The 19,795-nt window shown below is 61.3% G+C and carries 15 protein-coding genes; 8 read left to right on the top strand and 7 right to left on the bottom strand.

Annotated elements, in window-relative coordinates:
* The first annotated feature begins 307 nt into the window (after positions 1 to 307).
* From M3B90_RS08680 to M3B90_RS08690, 3 genes are read left to right on the top strand one after another with little or no spacing between them, the layout of a single operon-like run.
* On the top strand, positions 308 to 1,606 hold the full coding sequence (locus M3B90_RS08680) for an extracellular solute-binding protein (protein ID WP_259889887.1): 1,299 nt from the start codon (positions 308 to 310) through the stop codon (positions 1,604 to 1,606).
* A gap of 5 nt (positions 1,607 to 1,611) precedes the next feature.
* A complete protein-coding gene (locus M3B90_RS08685; RefSeq protein ID WP_259889889.1) occupies positions 1,612 to 2,532 on the top strand; it encodes a carbohydrate ABC transporter permease in 921 nt (306 codons plus the stop codon).
* A gap of 12 nt (positions 2,533 to 2,544) precedes the next feature.
* A complete protein-coding gene (locus M3B90_RS08690; protein ID WP_259889890.1) occupies positions 2,545 to 3,411 on the top strand; it encodes a carbohydrate ABC transporter permease in 867 nt (288 codons plus the stop codon).
* Between the two features lie 179 nt (positions 3,412 to 3,590).
* On the opposite strand, the gene M3B90_RS08695 is transcribed toward M3B90_RS08690, so the two are convergent.
* The 6 genes from M3B90_RS08695 to M3B90_RS08720 all read right to left on the bottom strand — a co-directional run bounded on the left by M3B90_RS08695 (position 3,591) and on the right by M3B90_RS08720 (position 12,864).
* Positions 3,591 to 5,000: an extracellular solute-binding protein gene (locus tag M3B90_RS08695; protein ID WP_259889891.1), complete on the bottom strand. Its 1,410-nt coding sequence runs from the start codon at positions 4,998 to 5,000 to the stop codon at positions 3,591 to 3,593.
* 121 nt (positions 5,001 to 5,121) lie between these two features.
* The gene (locus M3B90_RS08700; RefSeq protein ID WP_259889892.1) at positions 5,122 to 6,066 is read right to left on the bottom strand and encodes a carbohydrate ABC transporter permease; all 945 of its coding nucleotides are present in this window, start codon (positions 6,064 to 6,066) and stop codon (positions 5,122 to 5,124) included.
* Positions 6,067 to 6,079: 13 nt separating this feature from the next.
* Positions 6,080 to 6,964, bottom strand: coding sequence for a carbohydrate ABC transporter permease (locus M3B90_RS08705; RefSeq protein ID WP_259889893.1), 885 nt, complete (start codon positions 6,962 to 6,964; stop codon positions 6,080 to 6,082).
* 74 nt (positions 6,965 to 7,038) lie between these two features.
* Positions 7,039 to 8,319 (bottom strand): ABC transporter substrate-binding protein, encoded by a 1,281-nt coding sequence (locus M3B90_RS08710; RefSeq protein WP_259889895.1) that lies wholly within the window; start codon positions 8,317 to 8,319, stop codon positions 7,039 to 7,041.
* A 201-nt stretch (positions 8,320 to 8,520) separates the two neighbouring features.
* On the bottom strand, positions 8,521 to 11,583 hold the full coding sequence (locus tag M3B90_RS08715) for a glycoside hydrolase family 38 C-terminal domain-containing protein (RefSeq protein WP_259889897.1): 3,063 nt from the start codon (positions 11,581 to 11,583) through the stop codon (positions 8,521 to 8,523).
* Between the two features lie 90 nt (positions 11,584 to 11,673).
* On the bottom strand, positions 11,674 to 12,864 hold the full coding sequence (locus M3B90_RS08720) for a glycosyl hydrolase (protein ID WP_259889898.1): 1,191 nt from the start codon (positions 12,862 to 12,864) through the stop codon (positions 11,674 to 11,676).
* A gap of 72 nt (positions 12,865 to 12,936) precedes the next feature.
* Here M3B90_RS08720 and M3B90_RS08725 point away from each other — a divergent pair, with 72 nt between their 5' ends.
* Positions 12,937 to 13,962: a LacI family DNA-binding transcriptional regulator gene (locus M3B90_RS08725; protein WP_259889899.1), complete on the top strand. Its 1,026-nt coding sequence runs from the start codon at positions 12,937 to 12,939 to the stop codon at positions 13,960 to 13,962.
* Here the strand turns inward: M3B90_RS08725 and M3B90_RS08730 are convergent.
* The gene (locus M3B90_RS08730; RefSeq protein WP_259889900.1) at positions 13,959 to 15,335 is read right to left on the bottom strand and encodes a glycoside hydrolase family 125 protein; all 1,377 of its coding nucleotides are present in this window, start codon (positions 15,333 to 15,335) and stop codon (positions 13,959 to 13,961) included. The genes M3B90_RS08725 and M3B90_RS08730 overlap by 4 nt on opposite strands.
* Positions 15,336 to 15,544: 209 nt before the next feature.
* Here M3B90_RS08730 and M3B90_RS08735 point away from each other — a divergent pair, with 209 nt between their 5' ends.
* The 4 genes from M3B90_RS08735 to M3B90_RS08750 all read left to right on the top strand — a co-directional run bounded on the left by M3B90_RS08735 (position 15,545) and on the right by M3B90_RS08750 (position 19,701).
* On the top strand, positions 15,545 to 16,477 hold the full coding sequence (locus tag M3B90_RS08735; protein ID WP_259889901.1) for an endo-beta-N-acetylglucosaminidase H: 933 nt from the start codon (positions 15,545 to 15,547) through the stop codon (positions 16,475 to 16,477).
* 67 nt (positions 16,478 to 16,544) lie between these two features.
* The gene (locus tag M3B90_RS08740) at positions 16,545 to 17,879 is read left to right on the top strand and encodes an extracellular solute-binding protein (RefSeq protein ID WP_259889902.1); all 1,335 of its coding nucleotides are present in this window, start codon (positions 16,545 to 16,547) and stop codon (positions 17,877 to 17,879) included.
* Positions 17,876 to 18,820, top strand: coding sequence for a carbohydrate ABC transporter permease (locus M3B90_RS08745; protein WP_259889903.1), 945 nt, complete (start codon positions 17,876 to 17,878; stop codon positions 18,818 to 18,820). Before M3B90_RS08740 ends, M3B90_RS08745 begins: the two co-directional genes overlap by 4 nt.
* Positions 18,817 to 19,701, top strand: coding sequence for a carbohydrate ABC transporter permease (locus tag M3B90_RS08750; protein WP_259889904.1), 885 nt, complete (start codon positions 18,817 to 18,819; stop codon positions 19,699 to 19,701). The genes M3B90_RS08745 and M3B90_RS08750 overlap by 4 nt, the downstream gene beginning before the upstream one ends.
* Positions 19,702 to 19,795 lie beyond the last annotated feature (94 nt).

Genomic DNA, 19,795 nt, shown 5'->3' on the forward strand with positions numbered 1-19,795 from the left:
CCGTTACCCCTGGAAACTTCCACTATCCCTGGCAAGACGCGCGCGGGCGGAAACCTGCGTGTGGCGCACCATCGCTTTCCAGCTATACTCAAACCGGCAGCGAAGCCACTGTTTTAGTGGGGCACTGCCGCCCCACCCCACCACCGTCGGCGGGGTACCACTAAAAACGCATATAGGAGGTTGCGAACGCAACCCCGACATTCACACAACACCAATACTTGGAAGTAGGTTTGGCGTTCACGGACCGTTTTCACGGAGAATCCGAACACGCTCTCACCCGCTTCCTGTCCGATTAACGGAGTTTTTCATGGACATCTCACGGCGTTCACTTCTGGGCGCGAGCGCACTCGCCCTCGGCCCACTTGCCCTCACCCTGACAGGCTGCTCGACCGGAAGCTCGGGCTCATCTTCCGGCGGCGGAGGCTCGAACGACTTCACTCTCTGGACCTGGCCCGAAGGGTATAGCGAGGACACTCTCAAAGCCGTCAAAGAGAAGTTCCCCGACATCAACTTCCGCCAAAACATCATTGGCGGCGACTTTAAGCAAAAGCTCACGACGACCTTCAGTTCGGGCTCGGGCCTTCCCGACATCACGGGCGTTAAGGGCGAAGACATCGCCTTCTTCCGCTCGAAGACCGAATACTTCGAAGACCTCAACGAACTCGGCGCGAAAGACATCAAGGGCGACTACCTCGGCTGGAAGTGGGAGCAGGCCACCGCCAAAGACGGCAAGCAGCTCGGTGTCCCGATCGACATTGGTCCCACCGCCCTCTTCTACCGCATCGACGTGTTCGAAGAGGCAGGCCTTCCATTTGAGCCCGCCGAGCTCGAAGCAGCAATCCGTACGTGGGACGAGTTCTTCGAGATTGGCAAGGAACTCATCGCGAAGAAGCCGGGCACTTACCTGATTCGCAACATCTCGGGCGTATTCAGCACCTCATACCGTCAAAGTGGCAAGGGATTCATCGACGAAAGCGGCCTGTTCATCGGCGATCAGGATCACGTGCGCCAAGCGTGGGACCTCTCCGTCAAGGCGCACAAGGCAGGTGTCAACGCCGCGCTCGATTCGAATACGACCGACTCCGCCGCAGCCGTCAATGAAGGACGACTCCCTGCCGATTTCGGTGCCTCATGGCATCTCGCCGACATGAAAGTCGACGCCCCCGAGACGGCTGGCAAGTGGCGCGTGTGCAAGCACCCGGGTGAAGCCGTCAACCAGGGCGGCTCGTTCCTCACAATTCCCAAGGGAGCAAAGGACCCCAAGAAGTCTTTCGAGATCCTGTCCTTCATCCTCAACGCGAAAAACCAAGCAGTCGAGTACACCTTCAGTGGCAACTTCCCCGCGGCAACCGAAGCTCATTCGATGCCCGAAGTTGACGGCGAGGTCGAATTCCTCGGAGGTCAAAAGGCTGCTGAAGTGTTCAGCGCCGCCGCCGAAACCGTGCGCCCGCTCTACGAAGATCCGAACTCTGAAGCAGTCATCGCACCGTTCACCGCTGAGCTCGAGCAAGTCGAGGCCTCCGGCAAAGATCCCGAAAAGGCGTGGGACGACGCGGTTACAGCTTCAAAGCGCATCGCAGAACAGTCCGGCATCAAGGTGAACTAACGATCATGACGACTCCCCAACCCCGGCCACTCGGGACGCGCATACGAAAGGCGCTGCCGCAATACCTGGCCATTTCGCCATATTTTTTCTTCTTCTTCATGTTCGGCGCGATGCCGGTCGTCTTTACGATGGCGCTCGCGTTCACGAACTGGTCGGGGTTGGGCGAGCTCCAGTGGATAGGCGGGACGAACTTCAAGTACCTCGTCACCGATCCACTCTTTTACAAATCTCTCGGCAACACCCTGATCCTGTGGGTCATGGGGACCGTCCCCACTCTTACGCTCGCGACGGTCCTCGCGCTCATGCTCAACTCAACGCTCAGGTTCTCGACGACGTACAAGGTCATCTACCTCATTCCGAACATCACGTCGATGGTCGCGATGGGCATGCTTTTCAGCTCGATCTTCGCAAGCCAGTTCGGTATCGCCAACGCGCTCGTCAATATTCTGGGCTTTGAAAACATTCCGTGGCTCAAAACGGAATGGGGCATCAAAATCGCAATCTCATGCCTCACCACCTGGTCATTCGTAGGCTACAACGCACTGCTGATCTTGGCCGGCCTTCAAGCGATTGATAAATCCCTCTACGAAGCCGCGGCACTTGACGGGGCGAACTCGTGGCAAATCTTCTTCCGTATCACTCTCCCCCAGCTACGCCCGATCATCTTGTTTGTGACCCTCATGTCCACGATCGGCTCCCTCCAAAGCTTCACCGAATCTCAAGTCCTTACGTCATCGGATAGCGGTGGAGCCGCGAACGCGGGCGGCATCAATAACTCGGGCCTCACGATGGTCATGTACTTCTACTCGGTGGCGTTCCAGGAGAACCGCTATGGCTACGGCGCTGCAATCGCATGGGGCGTGTTCGTCGTGGTCATGTTCTTCTCGATCATCAACTGGCTTGTGACTCGCGAGAAGAAGGATTAAGGAATCGTCACCATGACTGCACACACCCATAACGCGCCGCTTCCTCGACGCCGCAAGCGAATCCACCCACTCGATGTTCTCAAGCACGTGGCTCTCGCCGTCGGCGCGCTCATTTCACTCTTCCCGTTCTACTGGATGTTTGTTCTCGCGACCCATCCGTCGTCGGCGATCTACAAGTTCCCGCCGGCGGTGCTGCCGGGGGATCGCCTCGGCACAAACCTTGAGACCATCACGTCGAAGATCAATATTTGGGCGGCGATGGGCAATACCCTTGTCGTGGCCCTCTCAGTCACGGTACTCGGGCTTTTCATCTCCTCGATCACGGCCTTCACCTTCGCGAAATTCGAGTTCCCCGGAAAGCGTGGCCTGTTTCTCATCATCATGGCGACGTTCCTGTTGCCGGCGCAGCTCGCGAGCATCCCGCAGTTCCTCCTCATGAGCAAACTCGGCTGGACTGGAGACTTGAAAGCGCTCATTTTCCCGTCGCTCGCGAGTGCGTTCGGCGTGTTTTGGCTGCGGCAGTACGCCACAAATTCGATCTCAACGGAACTCTTAGAGGCTGCCCGCATGGACGGCTGTGGTTTCTTCCGTCAGTACCTCCACGTGTGTCTCCCAATCATTAAGCCGGCACTCGCCTTCCTCGGGATGTTCACGTTCATCGGTGCGTGGAACGACTTCATGTGGCCCCTCATCGTGCTCACGAATCCCGATAAGCTCACCCTGCAGGTTGCGCTGAGCCAGCTGAAGACCGCCCACGGAAGCGATTACGGCATGCTCATGGCCTCGGCGCTCATCGCGGTTGTGCCGCTCATCCTCGTGTTCATCATCGGCGCGAAGCAGTTCATCGCCGGCATCGCAGAGGGCGCGGTCAAGGCATAGATCGGCCTCCCCCTCCCCCTGGGCTTCCCCCTTCGCTCCCCTCTCCTCTCTCCCCTTCGCTTTCCCCCCGGATTGACGTAGGAAAACGTACGGAAATCACGAGCCATTACCGCCATTGAGCTACGTCAATCGAACGTACTGGTGGTGGGGGCGGTGGGGGTTGGGTGGGGTGGGATGCCTCAAGCGCCGCGCAACTCGATATTCTCTTTGCCTACGAGTTCGGCGAGTTTGGCGTCGTACCAGGCAGCCGCCTGCTCGGGCGTTTTGTCACCCACCATCACGAAGTCCATGGCCTCCTGAAGAGCGGTCGAGACTTCGGGATAGATCGCAAAGGCGGGGCGGTAGTACGCGGCTTCGAGCATGCCGGTGAAAAAGCCGACGGTTGGCGAAGAAGATCTGTACTCCTCCATCTCCGCGATGTCCCTCCTCGTGGTGAGAGTTCCGCCGGAGATATTTCGCTGCACCTGGGTCTCGAGCGAGCACAGCTCTTTAATGAGCTCGAACGACATGTCGCGATCGCGCGCGTGCGTGGGAATCGTCCACCCCCACCCGCCCGAAAGCGTCGTGGAGCCGGGGGCCTCGCCGTGCTGAGTGGGCATGGCAGCAACACCCACGTCTTCCGGCCACGTTGGCCACGGCGCGAGGCTCCCCTCGGCCCATAGGAACGAAATCCATGACCCGTCGACGAGAATACCGAGCTCGCCCTTGGGGAACATCGTGGCCTGCACGGCGTCCATGAGATTAGGGTCAAAATGGCGGGAAACCGGAAGTGTGAGGCCTTCGTCGAATTGGCGCTTAAAAAACGCGAGAGAATCGATGAAGCCTTGTGAGCCCGCGACCCATTTCTTGGTGTCGGGGTTATAGAGCGTGTCCTTCGTTCCGTAGAGCAGCATCTCGAGCCCCTGCATCGAGGCCGTCTCTCCTTGGGCTTTGCCGCAAAACATGAACATGCCGGTCGCGCCGATGTTTGCATCGCGAATCACCGCGGCGCTCTCGGCGATCTCATCCCACGTGCGCGGCTGCCATTCGGTGGGCAACCCCGCCTTCGCGAACACTTTCTTGTTGTAGTAGATGCCGCGCGTATCGGTCTCGGTGGGAACGAAGCACACTCGCCCTTCAGCGTCTTTGGCGGCGTTCTTAGAGGCCGGGTAGAAACGGTCCCAGGCTTCCCACTTCTCTACGAGGTCATCGATCGGTTGGAGGTAGCCGGCGGCAATGTCTGACTGAAGAATGAAGGAGTCTTCGAACACCACGTCAGGGCAGCTGCGCGGCGAGGCCATGAGCAACTCGTTCTTCGTGAAATAGTCGTTGGCTTGGGCAACGATCGGCACGAGCTCAACGCTTGTGCCCGGGTTCTTCGCGGTAAACGCTTCGGCAACACCTGTGAGCCACCGCTGGAGGTTCGTGTCGGAACCAAACTGCTGAAAGGCGACCCGCAAGGTCGAGGCGTCACGCTCGGCGCCGCATCCCGCGAGCGTCGAGAGTGGAAGCGCAACCGCACCGCCGCACGCGACTTTGAGGAAAGTACGGCGGGATGCCCCGCTCGTGGCTGCCACGGGTGGGTGCATTGCCGCCGTCCTCTCGCTCATGTGCCCGCCGGTCCGCGCGACTGGGGGCGCCTCGTTTCCCAGGTATTTGTCCCGGCGAGGCCCGCCCTAGCTTACCGATGGCGCGATGAGCGCAGCTTTCGCGCTCGCGAAGCGGAGATGTTCAGCCCTTCACCGCGCCGTCCTCAACGCCCTTGAAGAAGAAACGCTGGAAGACGGCAAAGAAGATAATGATCGGCACGAGCGCGATCATGGTGCCCGCCGCGATGACGCGCGGGTTCGAACCGAAGTTCGAGTTGAGGTACTGCATGCCCACGGTGAGCGTGTATTTGTCTGGGTCGCTCAGCACGAGCAGCGGCCACAGGAAGTCATCCCACCCACCAATAAAGGCGAAAATCGCGACAACGCTCGCCATGCCGCGCACGTTCGGCCACACCACTCGCGTGATGATCTGCCATGTGCTCGCGCCATCGATCACGGCCGCATCGAGAAGGGCAGGCGGGATTGAGCGGCACGCCGCCATCATGAGCAAAGCGTTGACCGCGCCGATAAGCCCGGGCAGTACAACGCCCGCGAGCGAATCAGCGAGCCCGAGCGATTTGATGGTGAGGAACTGACTCATGAGCGTGACTTCCCCGGGTAGGAGGAGCGTCGAGAAGAGAATCCCGAGTGCGATTTTCTTGCCTTTGAATTTGAGGCAGCCGAGGGCATAACCCGCGAGAGTCGAGAACACGACGTTCGCAATCGCGAGGGTCACGGCAACAATGAGCGAGTGCCACGCGTAGCCGAGAATCGGCACGGTGTTCGCGACCTCCACGTAGTTGTGGAGCGTGAAATCGCTCGGAAGAAGCGATGGCGGGAACTGGTATATCGGGTCCCTAGGTCCCTTGAAGCTCGTGCTGAGCTGCCATAGGAACGGCCCCACAGAGATGAGGAAAACCGCGACGAGCAAAACGTAGCGCACGATCAAACCGGCAAGCGTCGGCTTGTTAAATCCCCCTGATCCCTTGCTGCGCCACGGGCGGTTCGTATTGCGGTACGTGCGTGGAGAAGAGGTTCCGACGCTTGCCTTGCGCACGTTGCTGGCTTCAGTTTCAAGAGTGGACATGCCAATCAGTTCCTTAGTGCGCGTTCGAGTCTGGCCGGTTGTTGAGGTAGGCCACGAGAATGAGCGGGCCGACCGTGAAGAGGAAGAGGAGCACGGACAAAGCAGAGGCGTATCCGAGCCTTCCATTGAGTCCAGAGCCAACCTGCTGCACGAGCATGACGAGGGAGGAGGCCTCGCCGCCGGGGCCTCCCGAGCCTTTCGAGAGAACGTAGAGTTCGGAGAACACGCGCATGCCGCTCACGGTGATGAGTGCGCTCACGAGGAACATGGCGCCGCGCACGCCTGGGACGGTCACGGACCAGAAGCGTCGCCAGGCGCTCGCGCCGTCCATAGCGGCGGCCTCGTGAAGCTCGTTGCCAACATTGGCGAGGGCCGCGAGGTACACAACCATGTAGTAGCCGAGGCCTTTCCACACGGTGAGGACGACGGCGGTGAAAATGAGTCCCCACCGTGAGGCGAGGAACGGCAACGGTCCTTCAACGAGGCCAAGGAACTGAAGAGTTTCATTGACGACGCCGCGCGAGTCGAAGAGCCACTGGAAGATGAGGGCAACAACCACAACGGAGGCGATTACGGGGAAGTAGAACGTCGTGCGGAAGAACGAAATGCCCGGGATCACGCGGTGGACGAGTAGCGCCAGCAGTAGCGGAAGAAAGGTGAGGAGCGGGACACATGCCACCGTAAACAGCAGGGTTGTCCCGAGCGAGGTCCATACGCGTGCATCGTTGAAGAGAGCCATGTAGTTGTCTAGGGCCACGAAAGTGCCGCCCGTGAGTGGGCGAGCATTCGTGAAGCTCAGGACGACCGTGTTGAAGAACGGCCACAGAGCAAAAACGAGGACCCACAAAACTGCGGGGCCCACGAGGAGCCACGGCACGTACCACTTGTATGAACGCACGCTATCTCTTCCCTTTCAGCACTGAAGTGTGGAAGGGTCGGGCGACTGTGCGGGCCGCCCGACCGTTGGTGATGTCAGCCGAGCTGATCGTTGCCGTACTTCACGGCTGCGTCGAGCGCTTCTTTGGCCGAGATGTCGCCGCGCATGGCGAGCGCCATCTGCTGCCCCATGTTGGTCTTCATGTCTTCGGTCCACATGACGTTCGTGGGGTCGACTGCGGTCTTCATGGACTCGGCGGCCAGCTCGACTGCTTTGTTCTGCAGCTCGATGTCTGACTTTTCGGCGAACTTGCTGGGGTCGGCTGCCGCTTCTTTCGTGCCGGGGAGGAACCCTTGCGCGAGCTTCACGAAAGCAATCTGGTTTTCAGTATTCGTCGCGAATTTCGCGAAGGCGAGTGCCGCTGCGGGTGCCTTCGACTTCGCGGACACCGCAATGCCCTGGACGAACAAGGGCGGCTCCCCCATGCGCTTCGTGACAACCGTCTTCTCAATCAAGCCCGGGTTGTCGGTCTGTAGCTCTGTTGGGTAGCTCGATGTAGCGGTTGTCCAAAGCACCTTCTCCTGCTTGTACAGCTGGGCGTTACCGGTGTAGTTATCGCTCAGCACTTCGACCGGCATGGCCTTGGCTTTGTACAGCTCCACGTATTTCTGCAGGAAATCGACGTTTTCGTCGGTATTGAAGTTGAACTTGCCGTCGTCACCAGAGGTGATGATGATTTCGGGGAGCGAGGAGATGATCGGGGCGGATCCCCCCTGCTTGGCGGCTTCCATGGCCAGGTCGTAGAGCTCGTCGAAGCTTGTCGGCAGCGAATCTTCGCTCACGCCGAACTTGCTCAGCGCATCGATGTTCCACCAGGACATGTCGGTACCGAGGTACCACGGGTAGCCGTAGCTGCCGTCGATGCCCGGCATTTCGTAGGCCTTGACGCCGCCCTCGACGTACACGTCTTTGAGTTCGTCGTCGGCCTTCGCGAGGTCGAGAAGCATGCCGTTCTTTGCGAGTGAGTACGCGAAGTTCGGCGGAACGTTGACGACGTCAGGGAGCGCGCCGGAGTTTGCCTGGCCGAGGAGCTTATCCTCGTAGCCTTCGCCGGGCTGATCCATCCACTTGACTTTGACGCCCGGGTTTTCTTTTTCGAACCTTGCGACGAGGTCTTCAAAGTAGGGGGTGAATTTTTCGTTCTTGAGCGACCAGGTCTGGAACGAAATCTCGCCTTCGACCTTGCCGTCTTTGGCCTCCTTGGCGGCTTTATCCTGTTCGGCGCTGCCGCCGCTGCCGCTCAGACCGCATCCCGCGAGAGTGAGCCCCATGAGCCCCACGCCTGCACCGAGAACCGCGCGACGAGTTGTTTTCATTGCCGTGTACCTCTTCCTTGAGATGTCATGAGCGGCACCAGACCGGTGATAACTAAACCGCTAAAGTTGAGTGTACACGGCTCTTCAGCTCCACGTAAGACTAAAGCCCTAGGTTCCCCGCACTAGTGGCGACGGCACGATGGAGCCCGCGAGCAGAGCGTCCCACCCGCGGGCTCCAAACCCCCACAACCTCTATGCAATTCAGGTGAGGCGGGCGCGGAGGGTCACGATCTCGAACGGTTTCGCCGCGATTTCAATCCGCTCGTCTTCGGCACGCTGCGCACGGTAGTGCAGCACCGACTCGTCGGTGAGCTCGCGCTCGAGAAGGTCCACGGCCACAATCTCTTTCGCGCCCGGAATGACGACGGTGCCCTCGCCTCGCACGCCCTCGGATTCGTAGAGTCGCACGATCACGTCACCGGACTTGTCCTCGGCGAGTTTGAGCGTCTGGATGCGCAGCGAGGTGTCCTCGCCCTCGATCCGCGCGAGCGTGCTCTCCACGAGCGACGCGTCAATCTCGCGCGGCGCTTGATTGAGGCGCGCGCCTTCGTCGATGGCCTCGGCGATCGTAGCGCCAGGCACGAGCGAGTAGCGCATCCGGTACTGGCCTTCTTCCGCGCGCGGATCCGGGAACTCGGCCGCGCGAATCACGGTCGCGCGCACGATCGTCGTCGTGCCGCCGTCATCCTCGCGCAACGCTCGGCGCACGTCGTGGCCGTACGACGAGTCGTTCGAAAGCGACACCGCAGCGCCGGACTGACCACCCTCGTGGACGCGCACCCAGCGGTGTGCACACGTCTCGAATCGGCCGAAGTCGTCAAGGGTATTGACGGGGATGGGGCGCTCGATGTGCCCGAATTGAATCTCGCTCGCCATGTGCGAAGCACGCAGGTCGAACGGGAAGGCGAGCTTGAGGACCTTCTTGCGCTCGTGCCAGTCGACATCGAGCACAATCTCGAGGCCCTTCGCGCCCGGCGCAAGCACGTACGTGAGCGTGATTCGCGAACCGGCACCGTTCGACGGGGCACCGGGGTACGGCTTCTCCTTCGTGCGCACACCGTCGGTGCGGGTTTCGTAGGTGGCACGTACGCGAACCGCGTCGCCTTCGCGTTCCACACTCGCGGGTCCGACGGCTGCCAGGTCCCTGCCGACCCTTCGATAAAACTCGTCGATGTCCCACGAGTCCCACGCGTTGGGAGTGTCGCGGTGAAGCTGGAGGAGCGCCCCCTTGGCGCCGGGGGCGATGAGTTCGCGGCCGTCCTCGCTATCGCGGAGGCTCACGAGGTGGCCCTCGCCGTCGATCCGCGCGAAGACGTGGCCGTTATTGAGGGCGAAGGAACCGTCGGACTCCTCGCACACGACCGCACCACCGCTTGCGCCTGCGCTCTCGCCTGCACTCGCGCCGCCCGTCGCACGCGCGATCGCTTCGAGCGCCTTTTCTACGAGAGCCTCGCCGCGCTCGGCAATCCCTTCGTAGTTGTGCTCTGTTTCCTTGTGCACCCACGCGATCGAGCTGCCGGGGAGGATGTCGTGGAACTGGAGGAGAAGCACCTTTTCCCACAGCTCGTTGATCTCGTCGTAGGGGTACTCGAACGCCTCGTCGAGGCGGGCCGCGAGCGCGCTCCACTTTTCAATATCGTGCATGAGGGCCTCGCTGCGGCGATTGCCTTGCTTGCCGCGGATCTGCGAGGAGTACGTGCCGCGGTGAAGCTCAAGGTACAGCTCGCCATTCCAGCGCGGGGCGTCGGCGTATTCGGCGCGGCTGCGCTCGAAGAACGTCGTGGGGCTCGAGAACTCGACCTTGGGCGAACCCTCGAGGTTCGCGGCCCTGCGGCCCGCGGCGAGCTGCTCGCGCGTGGGGCCGCCGCCACCATCGCCCCAGCCGGTCGGGCTCAGCGCGACATGGCTTCGGCCCTTATCCTTGTAGTTCTTCTCGACGTATGCCAATTCCTTGCCTGTGAGCTGGCAGTTGTAGGTGTCGGCGGGCGGGAAGTGCGTGTACTGAGTCGTGCCGTCGATGCCTTCCCACCAGAAGGTGTGGTGCGGGAACACGGAATACTGGTTCCAGCTGACCTTCTGGGTAAGGAAGTTCGTGTTGCCGGCGGCAGCGCAGATCTGCGGGAGGGCACCCGAGTAGCCAAACGAGTCGGGAAGCCAGGTCTCCTTCGTTTCGAGGCCGAACTCGCGCAAGAAGAAACCCTTGCCCTGGATGAACTGGCGGGCCATGGCCTCGGAACCAGGCATGTTCGTGTCGGATTCAACCCACATGCCGCCCACGGGGATGAATCGACCGCTTGCGACGTGTTTCTTGATGCGCTCGAACAGCTCCGGGTAGAAGTCGCGTATCCACTGATACTGCTGCGCGGACGAGCACGAGAACGTGAGGTCGTCGTAGTGCTCGAGCAACCAGCACACGTTCGAGAAGGTGCGGGCACATTTGCGAACCGTCTCGCGCACGGGCCACAGCCACGCGGAGTCGATGTGAGCGTGGCCGGTCGCAATCACGGTCATCGCGGAAGCATTCGCGGGCTTGTCAAGCTCACGCTTGAGCACCTCGCGGGCGTCCTTCGCGGTCGCGTGCAGGTCGTCGGGATCGGCAGCATCGAGCGCGTCATCGAGGCAGCGCAGGATGTCCTGGCGGCGAGTGCTTTCTTCGGGGAGCTCGCGCATGAGTCCGTCGAGTGCGACGACGTCCTGTTCAAGCTCCCAGATCGTCTTCGAGCGCCACGCGAGGCGCAGCTCAGTAAGGTCATAAATGGGATCGTCCCCCGCGGTGTCCCATTCGCCGAGGTTCGTGGGCGTGCAGGTCCAATCACCAGCAACGTTCGGGTTTGCGGCGAGCTCGAGGTAGTACTCAAAGTTCGTTTCGCCCGGCTCGAGCGTGAGGTACTGGTTGTAGGGGTTAATGGCCTTGACGGGAACGCCGTCCACATTCCAAATGAGAGCCTCGGCCTGGAAGCCCGGCATGTTCGTGAACGACAAGTTGAGCTGGAGTTCCACGTCGCTTTCGTCGTTGCTTACCCAGCCTTCGGGGACCTCGCCCGTGACGTGCAGCCACAGCGTCGACCAGGGGCGCCCCCAGCGTGCGCCCACCTCGATCGGACTATAGGTTTGCGTTTTCGCTTCGTCGAAGGGAACTGGCTCGCCGGGCACTTCCCACGCTTCGATCGTGACGGGCGCAGTATCGAGGTGGCGCCTCGCGGGGAGTTGTTCGGCGAGGAACCGTCGGACTCGGTCCTCGCTGTGCGCGCGGTTGTTGAACATCGGGTGACCTTTCGTCGAATGTGTGCAGCGCGATTGGGGTGGGAGGCGGGCACAGCCGTGGTCGGCGTTGAGCGATGGGCGGTGCTCGCCTTATCCGAGCTCAAGGCTTCGGTACTCTCCGCGGCGGGCGAAGTTCATCCACTCGCCGAAGACATCGGACTGGGTGTTGAGCAGGGAGCGGTTGGAGCCATCAGGCTTGAGCCCCTCGATGACCACACTCGTCGTCGAGGTCGGCGTTGCGGAAAGCCGGCCGGCCTTCTCAAGAGCGATGAGGTCGCGCAAGCGCTCGCCCGCGGGCTTAACAGCACCATCCGCATCAATGAGACCCAGGCTATATTCCAGATCTGGGAAGTCCGCTAGCGTGCGCGAAACATCGTGTGAACACCACCAGGTGATACCCGTGAGATTTCGATAACCCAGGGCGGCACGTACCGTCTCTTCGAGGAAATCGGCCGCGTTTTCGGGGCTCACCCACGGGGTCGGGGCGCCCACTTCCTGGAGCCACACCGGGCGGTCCGACGGCTGCCCACTCACCCTGTGCCACAGGTCTGCGACTTCGAGCAGGTAGCGCGCGAAGTGAGGTAACTCTGGAGAGTCAGCTCCGTAGCGCTGAGCGGCACCGCCGAAGATCCATGAGTGCACGGTTGTGGAATCCCCGAGCTCGACCGCCGCGCGGGGCGTGAAGGGGTGGGCATCCACGAACCAGGTGTCGTCGTCGAAACAGTGGTGGTGGGAGCCACGAGGGAAGGCATCCCGAACTTCGGCCAGCATGACGTCAAGCCAGCCGTACGCCTCATGTGAGGTGATCTCGTGGCGCTCGGGATGGCGTGGGGCAGCAAACTGGCCGATCTCGTTACCGAGGGTCATGCCCGACACGTGATCACGGGTGGCGAGCTCGGAAGCGAGAGTTCTCGCGAGTGCGCGCTCGCCACTCACGACGGTCTCATCCGTGAAGATATTGCGGCGGTGCCACGTACTCACCCATGCGGGGAGGAAGTCGAAGCTTGAGAGGTGGCCCTGGAGGAGGTCCACGGAGACCTCGAGGCCGACGCCTCCGGCAGCGTCGGTGACGGCAAGGACGTCGTCGATCGCCTTCGAGTCAATCAAGGTGCGATTGGGCTGCAAAAGTGGCCACAGGGGGAAGATACGCACGTGGTCGAGGCCAAGGTCGGCGAGCGTGGCGAAATCGTTCTCAACCGCGCCGAGATCGAGGTTGGCCCAGGAGTGGAACCATCCCTTTCGAGGGGTGTAGTTCGCGCCCCACGCATGCTGTTGTTTCATCGCGTCACCTCGTTGTCACTGATGTTCACACGCTCACCTAAAGCGCTTTAGCTCAAAAGGTATCATGAACGCATGGCCCGACCCACTATCGCCGATATCGCCCACGCGGCGGGCGTCTCAAACACGGCAGTCTCGTTTGCGCTCAACGGGCGGCCGGGAGTCGCCGAGCCCACGCGCGAAAAGATCCTCGCGATTGCTCGAGACATGGGTTGGAGCCCCAATAGGGCAGCCAAGGCGCTCTCCACCTCACGAGTCGACGCCCTCGGCCTCATCATCACCGCGCCCTACGCCGAACTTGCGCGCGACACGTTCTTTCTGCAGCTCATCGCGGGCGTTGAACGGATGCTCGCCGCAAGCCCCGTCGCTCTCGTTCTCAAAATCGTTGAGAGCTTCGAGGACGAGCTCGCCGCAATCCGCCAATGGCACGGAGAGTCCCGCGTCGATGGACTCATCCTTGTGAATCCACGCCCTGAGGATCCACGGCCCGAGCTCACCAACCGACTCGGCATCCCCACCGTTTTCATCGGTAAACCGGGGACAAGCGAGCCGTTTTCCTCGGTCTTCATCGACGATGCACTCGTCATGGACGCTCTCATCGTGGATCTTGCCGCGCGTGGAACGCAGCGTATTGCCTACCTGCACTCCCACGCCCGCTACAGCCACGGCGAAGCTCGCCTCGCGGCGCTCCGGCGTCATCGGTCGGGCCTCACTGCGATCGAGCACGGGGTTCCCTCGAGCACCATCGACGAAGCCCGCGCCGCAGTCCGCAACTTCATTTCGATGCTTGACCTTACGCCCACGACGACCTTTGTATGCGAGAGCGAGGACCTCACGCTTGCAACCCTGCGCGCGCTCGGCGACCTCAACATTCAGGTTCCCGCGGACGCGGGCGTCGTCTCATGGGAGTCCTCCCCCGGCCTCACGCTTCGCAGTCCCACGGTGTCCACGCTCGAGCGAAGCCCTGCAATCATGGGCGAGGCGGCCGTCGAGCTCCTTCGCGACATGCGCGATAATCCGGGGCCCGAGCCGCGCACGCACGAGCTTGAGTGCCCACGACTACACGCGCGCGACACTCTCCCAGGGAGCGCCCAGAGCTAAAGGAGCGGTTCGCGGATCAGCGCCGGCCTCTCAATACCCGCGACGTCGAGGGCAAGCTCGCAGAACATCGCATTCGACCACGAGAACCACTCGCGCGTGAAATTCGCGGGATCGTTGCAGTCAACGCCCTCGTGCATGTAGCCGGTCCCGCCCGTCGTCGCGAGGAGCAGCTCGAGGATCGCGCGCTTTTCACTCTCATCAGTCGAGGTTAGCCCTTCGATCGACTTCGCTATGGGCCACACATAGCCCTCGGGCGTGTGCGGGGAACCGACCCCAGCGAGCGCCGAACCCTCGTAGTAAAACGGGTTCTCATCGCTCAGCACCGCGGCGCGAGTCGCGAGATAAAGCGGGTCGCGCGCATCAATCACGCCAAGATACGGGAGGGATAGGAGCGAGGGCACGTTCGCGTCATCCATAAAGAGCGATTCGCCGGCACCATCAACCTCATACCAGAGCCGCGAAACACCACCCTCGCGCTTGATTCCATGAGCCTCAACGCCCTTGAGGATTCCCTCGCGCAGAGTTTCGGCGCGATCTGCAAGAGGCAAGCGTCGGACCTCGCCCCGCTCCTCCAGCTCCTCGCTGAACCCGGCCCTTTCGCACGCTTCCGCGAGTGCGGGCACCGCGCGAAGCGCCGAGGCCATGAAGAGGTTCCCGGGGATGTTGAAGCCGAGCGAACACGCGTCGTCGCTCGGGCGGAAGCCCTGCCACACGAGCCCGCACGGCGTCGTGAGGCGCCCACGCCCCTCGCGCACGAGCGTGTCCTGGGCGGGGCAGTCGGCGCGGCGAAAGTAGTAGTCCGAGCGCTGTTCGTGCTCGGTTTCAGTTTCGAGCACGTCGAGGATGAGCGTGAGCGCCGGCAGGGTATCGGCGGTGATCCACGACGTGTTCCCCGCGGCGAGGAGGCGCGCGGCGAGGTCAAGAGGATAGGCAAGCGAGTCGATTTCGAATTTGCGCTCCCACACCCACGGCCCCTGCGCGGGCTCGTCATCGTCCCATCGCTTGCCGTTCGGCTCCTCGTTGAAGGCGTTCGCGTAGGGGTCGATAAGGATCATGCGCCAGTGCGTGGCAAGCAGGCCACCGATGAGATCGCCGAGGGTTTCGTCTTCTCCCACGAGTCGAAGAAGCGGGGAAAGCTGCGCGCACGAATCTCGCAGCCACATCGCGGGAATGTCGCCCGTCATCACGAACGTGTCATTCTCGGCGCGTTTGCGCACGGTCGTGCGGGCCGTGTTGTCGAGGAAACGCACCACAGCCTCGGCAACATCATCCCCGGTCGCCTCGCGCACGCGCGCGGCAACCCTTTCGAGGAGGGCAGGGGCTAGCTGAACACCCTGAGGGTGCGGGGTTCCGACGGTGGCAAAGCGGGACACTTTTTGCTCATTTCGCTCGGGGTTCTCGGCCGCCGGCACTCACTGCCGCGCCGTTGTGACTCGACAACCTTCTCGCATCACGAGGCCGCAAGCAACCAGAGGCGCAGCGATATCTTTTCTTTACATTCCCAGGTAGGCAGCCTAGGGTCGAGAGTGAACTAGCTCATAGTTGAGCTTTGGATTGAGAAGCGTCTACAACGGAGTGAGACATGAACCGTCCCTTTTCCCGCCGTGCACTTTTACGTGGAAGCATCGCTACCGCCGCCACCGGAGCCGCACTTTCGGTAGTGCCCACGGCTATTGCCTATCCGCAGCGGCGCAGCAAAGGCTCGCGGATCGCGTCTGTCGCCTATATCGAAGTGAACAGCAACTCGATTCTCAACACCGGCAATTACGTTCTTTCCGACGGCTCACCGGCTTTCGACTACGCCATCATCTTCGCGGCGAACATCAACTACAACGGCCAGCGGGCCTACCTGCACATGAACGAGAATGTGCAGCGAGTTCTCGATAATGCCGAGACGACAATCCGCCCGCTTCAAAAGCGCGGCATCAAGGTTCTCCTCTCTGTTCTCGGCAATCACGAGGGCGCTGGCTTCGCGAATTTCCCTACCCCCAAAGCTGCAGACGACTTCGCGAAGCAGGTTTCCCGCACGGTTCGGCGCTACGGACTCGACGGCGTGGATCTCGACGACGAGTGGGTCGAATACGGGAAGAACAACACCGGGCAGCCGAATGATTTCTCATTCATCTCGATGCTGTCTTCGCTTCGTAAACGGCTCCCCAACCGCATCATTTCGTTCTATTTCATTGGCCCGAGCTCTGAGAATGCAGAACACCAGGGTGTGCGCGCTGGAGATCTCGTGGACTACGCCTGGAACCCCTACTACAACCAGTACAACGTGTTCGACGTACCGGGACTTCCGAAAGAGCGCTACGGAGCCGCCGCAATAGACCTCTCCGCCGCCAGCGGGATCTCCCTCGAGGGCATTGAGAACACGGCGCGACGCACCGTTGAGGATGGCTATGGCGCCTACGTGACCTACGAGCTCCAACCCGGCGACCAGTCCACCAAGGTCAGCGCCATGACCCGCGCGCTCTACGGCAGTGAAGCCACCTACACTGGCGAGTTCGCGAAGTGAGGAGAACGCAACGATGCGTCCATCAACGACAGTGACGGAGCGCCCGTCAAGACGAACCTTTTTGAAGGTGACCGGAGGGATCGCAAGCACTCTTCCGCTTGCCATGCTCGCGGGCTGCTCAGGTGGCCGCGATTCGTCGACACTCCGGGTCGCCTATCAGCAGTTTGGTTCGGGTACGACTCTCAAACAGTGGCTCACGAAGATCATCGCGGAGTTCACGAAGAAGCATCCGGGAGTGAGTGTTGAGCTCGTGCCGATCGTGGCTGCGGAAAACGATTACTTCACGAAGAACGAGCTCCTCATGTCGTCGCCGCGCAGCTGCCCTGACCTCGTTTTCGAAGATACGTTCATTCTCCTTTCGGATGTTGCTGCCGGGTATATTCAGCCGATCGATGACCTCGTGAAGGGGTGGGAAGGTTGGGAGAACCTCTATCCCGCCTCGCAAGAGGCAGCCGTCGACCCTAACGGGGTTGTGCACTGCATTCCCACCGAGACCGATACGCGCGGCATTTACTACAACAAGAAGGTGTTTGAGAAAGCGGGGCTGCCCACCGAGTGGCAGCCGGGCACGTGGGACGAAGTCGCGGAAACGGCCGCGGCTATCCGCGACGCGAATGTCGACGCTACCGGAATGTTCATGTACTGCGGCAAGGCCCAGGGTGAGAAAGCCTCGATGCAGGGCTTCGAGATGCTGCTCTACGGTACGAAGGACACGCTCTACGACTCCGATGCGAAGAAGTGGATTGCGGGCTCGCAGGGGTTTATCGACACGTTGGCGTTCTACAAGCGTCAGTTCGACGAAAAGCTCACGCTTCCCACCTCCCAGCACCTCGACCCGAATATCGCCGAGGCCGTTCAGTCGACGATGTTTCCCTCTGGAAAGCTTGGCATTCTCATCGATGGTTCGTGGATCTCGAACCAATGGGCCGAAGATGGCCCGGCGCCGTGGCCCACTTGGCAGGACGACGTCGGCCTTGCCCAAATGCCCACCCAGAACGGTGAGGATCCGGGCTCCACGACTCTCGCCGGTGGCTGGGGCTGGACGATTCCCACGCACGCGCGCGATCGCGAGCTTTCGTTCGAGCTCATCAAAGAACTGTGCACGCTCGAAAGCCTCGTGTACCGCAATAAAAGCGGCGCCAACCTCACGACGAGAAAGGACGTCGCGCAAAATGAGGAGTACAGGACCTACTCGCCAACCGTCGGATTCTTTACCGACATTTTCGAGACCGCCTACTACCGGCCGGCTTTTGCGATCTACCCCGAAGTGTCCTCCGCGCTCCAGGACGCGATGGACACCGTGATGGTGGGCGACAAAACACCCGAGCAGGCCGCAGCCTGGTACGACTCCAAACTCGCCGAGCTTGTCGGCAAGGACAACATCGAGGTGCGTAAGGCATGAGTACTTCCGTCGATACCGTCACCACTCCCCCGCGGGGCGCTGCGCCGCCGAGAAACCGCGCGCCTCTCGGCAACCGCCTTACCGCCCGCCGAGGCCTACTCATGGTTCCGGCGTTCCTGCTCATGGCGATCTTCATGTTCGGTCCCGTTTTCTACTCGATCTACTTGGCTTTCACGAATAAGGCGGTACGCGGAGAAAACGCGAAGACCGTGAAGTTCGTGGGAATCGACAACTTCCTCACGGCCTTCGGAGACGACCGCTTCTGGAATGCGGTCGTTCTCACCCTCATCTTCACGGTCGTCTCCGCGGTGATCGGGCAGAACCTTCTCGGCATGGTGCTCGCGCTCCTCATGGAGAAAGCGAACCGCCTCGTCACCTTCATTGGCACGTCGGTCGTGATCCTCGCCTGGATCCTCCCCGAAGTCGTCGCGGGGTACCTGCTGTACACGTTCTTCGCGGATCAAGGTTCGCTCAATACGCTCCTCACGAGCATTGGTTTGCCGGGTCAGGACTGGCTGTTCAGCGCTCCGATTCTCGCGGTCTCGTTCGCGAACATTTGGCGCGGTACGGCATTCACGATGCTGATTTATTCGGCGGCGCTCACCTCTATTCCGAAAGACGTGTACGAGTCAGCCGAGATTGATGGCGCCGGCGCGTGGAAGCGATTTATCAGCATCACCGTCCCGCTCATGCGCACCGCGATCGCCACGAACCTCATGCTGATTACGCTGCAGACCCTCTCGGTGTTTGGCCTCATCTTCATCATGACGGGCGGCGGGCCTTCCGGCCGTAGCCAAACCCTTCCGCTGTATATGTATGAGCAGGCGTTCTCGTACGGCCAGCTCGGCTACGGCACCGCGGTCGCGCTGATTCTTCTCGCGATCGGGGCGATTGCCTCTCTCATCTACCTGAAGCTTCTGCCCGAGGAGGACAAGCGATGACGACCGCAACTCCCACGAAAAAGCGGGGAACAAGCGACCGCGTCGATCAGCCACACACCGCGCGTGGGCGCCTCGCTTCCGTGCTCTCCTCGATCCTCATCGCCCTTATCAGCGTGAGCTTCGCGATCCCGATTCTTTGGGTCGTGCTCGCTTCCTTCGACACCGAAGCGACGCTCGCCGTGAAGGTGCCGAAGCAGTGGAGTTTCGGCAACTATCAAGCGATCTGGAACGAGGAGACGACGTTCCGCCCGCTCCTCAATTCGCTTGTGCTGTGCGGCTGCGCCACGATCATCACGATGACCGTCGCTGTGCTGTGCGCGTATGCATTCTCGCGTTACCGTTTTCGCGCCCGCCGCCCGCTCCTGCTAGGCATCCTGTTCTCCACGGGCCTACCGATCACGGCGATCATGATCCCCGTGTACTCGATGTTCGTGCAGGTCAACCTCGTGGACTCGATGCCTGCGGCGATCCTGTTCCTCGCGACCTCGTCGCTGCCCTACGCTATCTTCCTCACGAAGGGCTTCGTCGACTCGGTTCCCGTCGAGATTGAGGAAAGCGCATGGACTGAGGGGGCGGGCGTTCTCCGCACGATTAGGTCCGTGGTGCTGCCGCTCATGAAATCCGGTCTCGCGGTCGCCACGATCTTCACGTTCGTGGGCATGTGGGGCAACTTCTTCGTGCCGTTCATGCTTCTGCTGAGCCCTGAGAAACTTCCCGCAGCCGTCACCCTGTACACGTTCTCTTCGCAGTACGGTCAGGTGGCGTACGGCCAGCTCGCGGCGTTCTCGATCTTCTACTCGGCGCCGATCGTGGTGCTGTACCTCGCGCTCGGCCGGAGCCTTGGTACCGGCTTTGCCGCAGCGGGCGGCGTCAAGGGCTAGAAATTCCGACGGTTCCTTACGCGAAGGCGCCCCGGGCTACGATGAACTGCTCCCCATTAGTTGGACTGAGAAATCAGTTACCGACTAGTGGGGA

The organism is Dermabacter sp. p3-SID358, from assembly GCF_025147465.1.
GTDB lineage: Bacteria > Actinomycetota > Actinomycetes > Actinomycetales > Dermabacteraceae > Dermabacter.

Bases quoted from the DNA above. Each gene is read 5' to 3' on its own strand.
- M3B90_RS08680 (WP_259889887.1), top strand. From the start codon at position 308: ATGGACATCTCACGGCGTTCACTTCTGGGCGCGAGCGCACTCGCCCTC.
- M3B90_RS08685 (WP_259889889.1), top strand. From the start codon at position 1,612: ATGACGACTCCCCAACCCCGGCCACTCGGGACGCGCATACGAAAGGCG.
- M3B90_RS08690 (WP_259889890.1), top strand. From the start codon at position 2,545: ATGACTGCACACACCCATAACGCGCCGCTTCCTCGACGCCGCAAGCGA.
- M3B90_RS08695 (WP_259889891.1), bottom strand. From the start codon at position 5,000: ATGAGCGAGAGGACGGCGGCAATGCACCCACCCGTGGCAGCCACGAGC.
- M3B90_RS08700 (WP_259889892.1), bottom strand. From the start codon at position 6,066: ATGTCCACTCTTGAAACTGAAGCCAGCAACGTGCGCAAGGCAAGCGTC.
- M3B90_RS08710 (WP_259889895.1), bottom strand. From the start codon at position 8,319: ATGAAAACAACTCGTCGCGCGGTTCTCGGTGCAGGCGTGGGGCTCATG.
- M3B90_RS08715 (WP_259889897.1), bottom strand. From the start codon at position 11,583: ATGTTCAACAACCGCGCGCACAGCGAGGACCGAGTCCGACGGTTCCTC.
- M3B90_RS08720 (WP_259889898.1), bottom strand. From the start codon at position 12,864: ATGAAACAACAGCATGCGTGGGGCGCGAACTACACCCCTCGAAAGGGA.
- M3B90_RS08725 (WP_259889899.1), top strand. From the start codon at position 12,937: ATGGCCCGACCCACTATCGCCGATATCGCCCACGCGGCGGGCGTCTCA.
- M3B90_RS08735 (WP_259889901.1), top strand. From the start codon at position 15,545: ATGAACCGTCCCTTTTCCCGCCGTGCACTTTTACGTGGAAGCATCGCT.
- M3B90_RS08745 (WP_259889903.1), top strand. From the start codon at position 17,876: ATGAGTACTTCCGTCGATACCGTCACCACTCCCCCGCGGGGCGCTGCG.
- M3B90_RS08750 (WP_259889904.1), top strand. From the start codon at position 18,817: ATGACGACCGCAACTCCCACGAAAAAGCGGGGAACAAGCGACCGCGTC.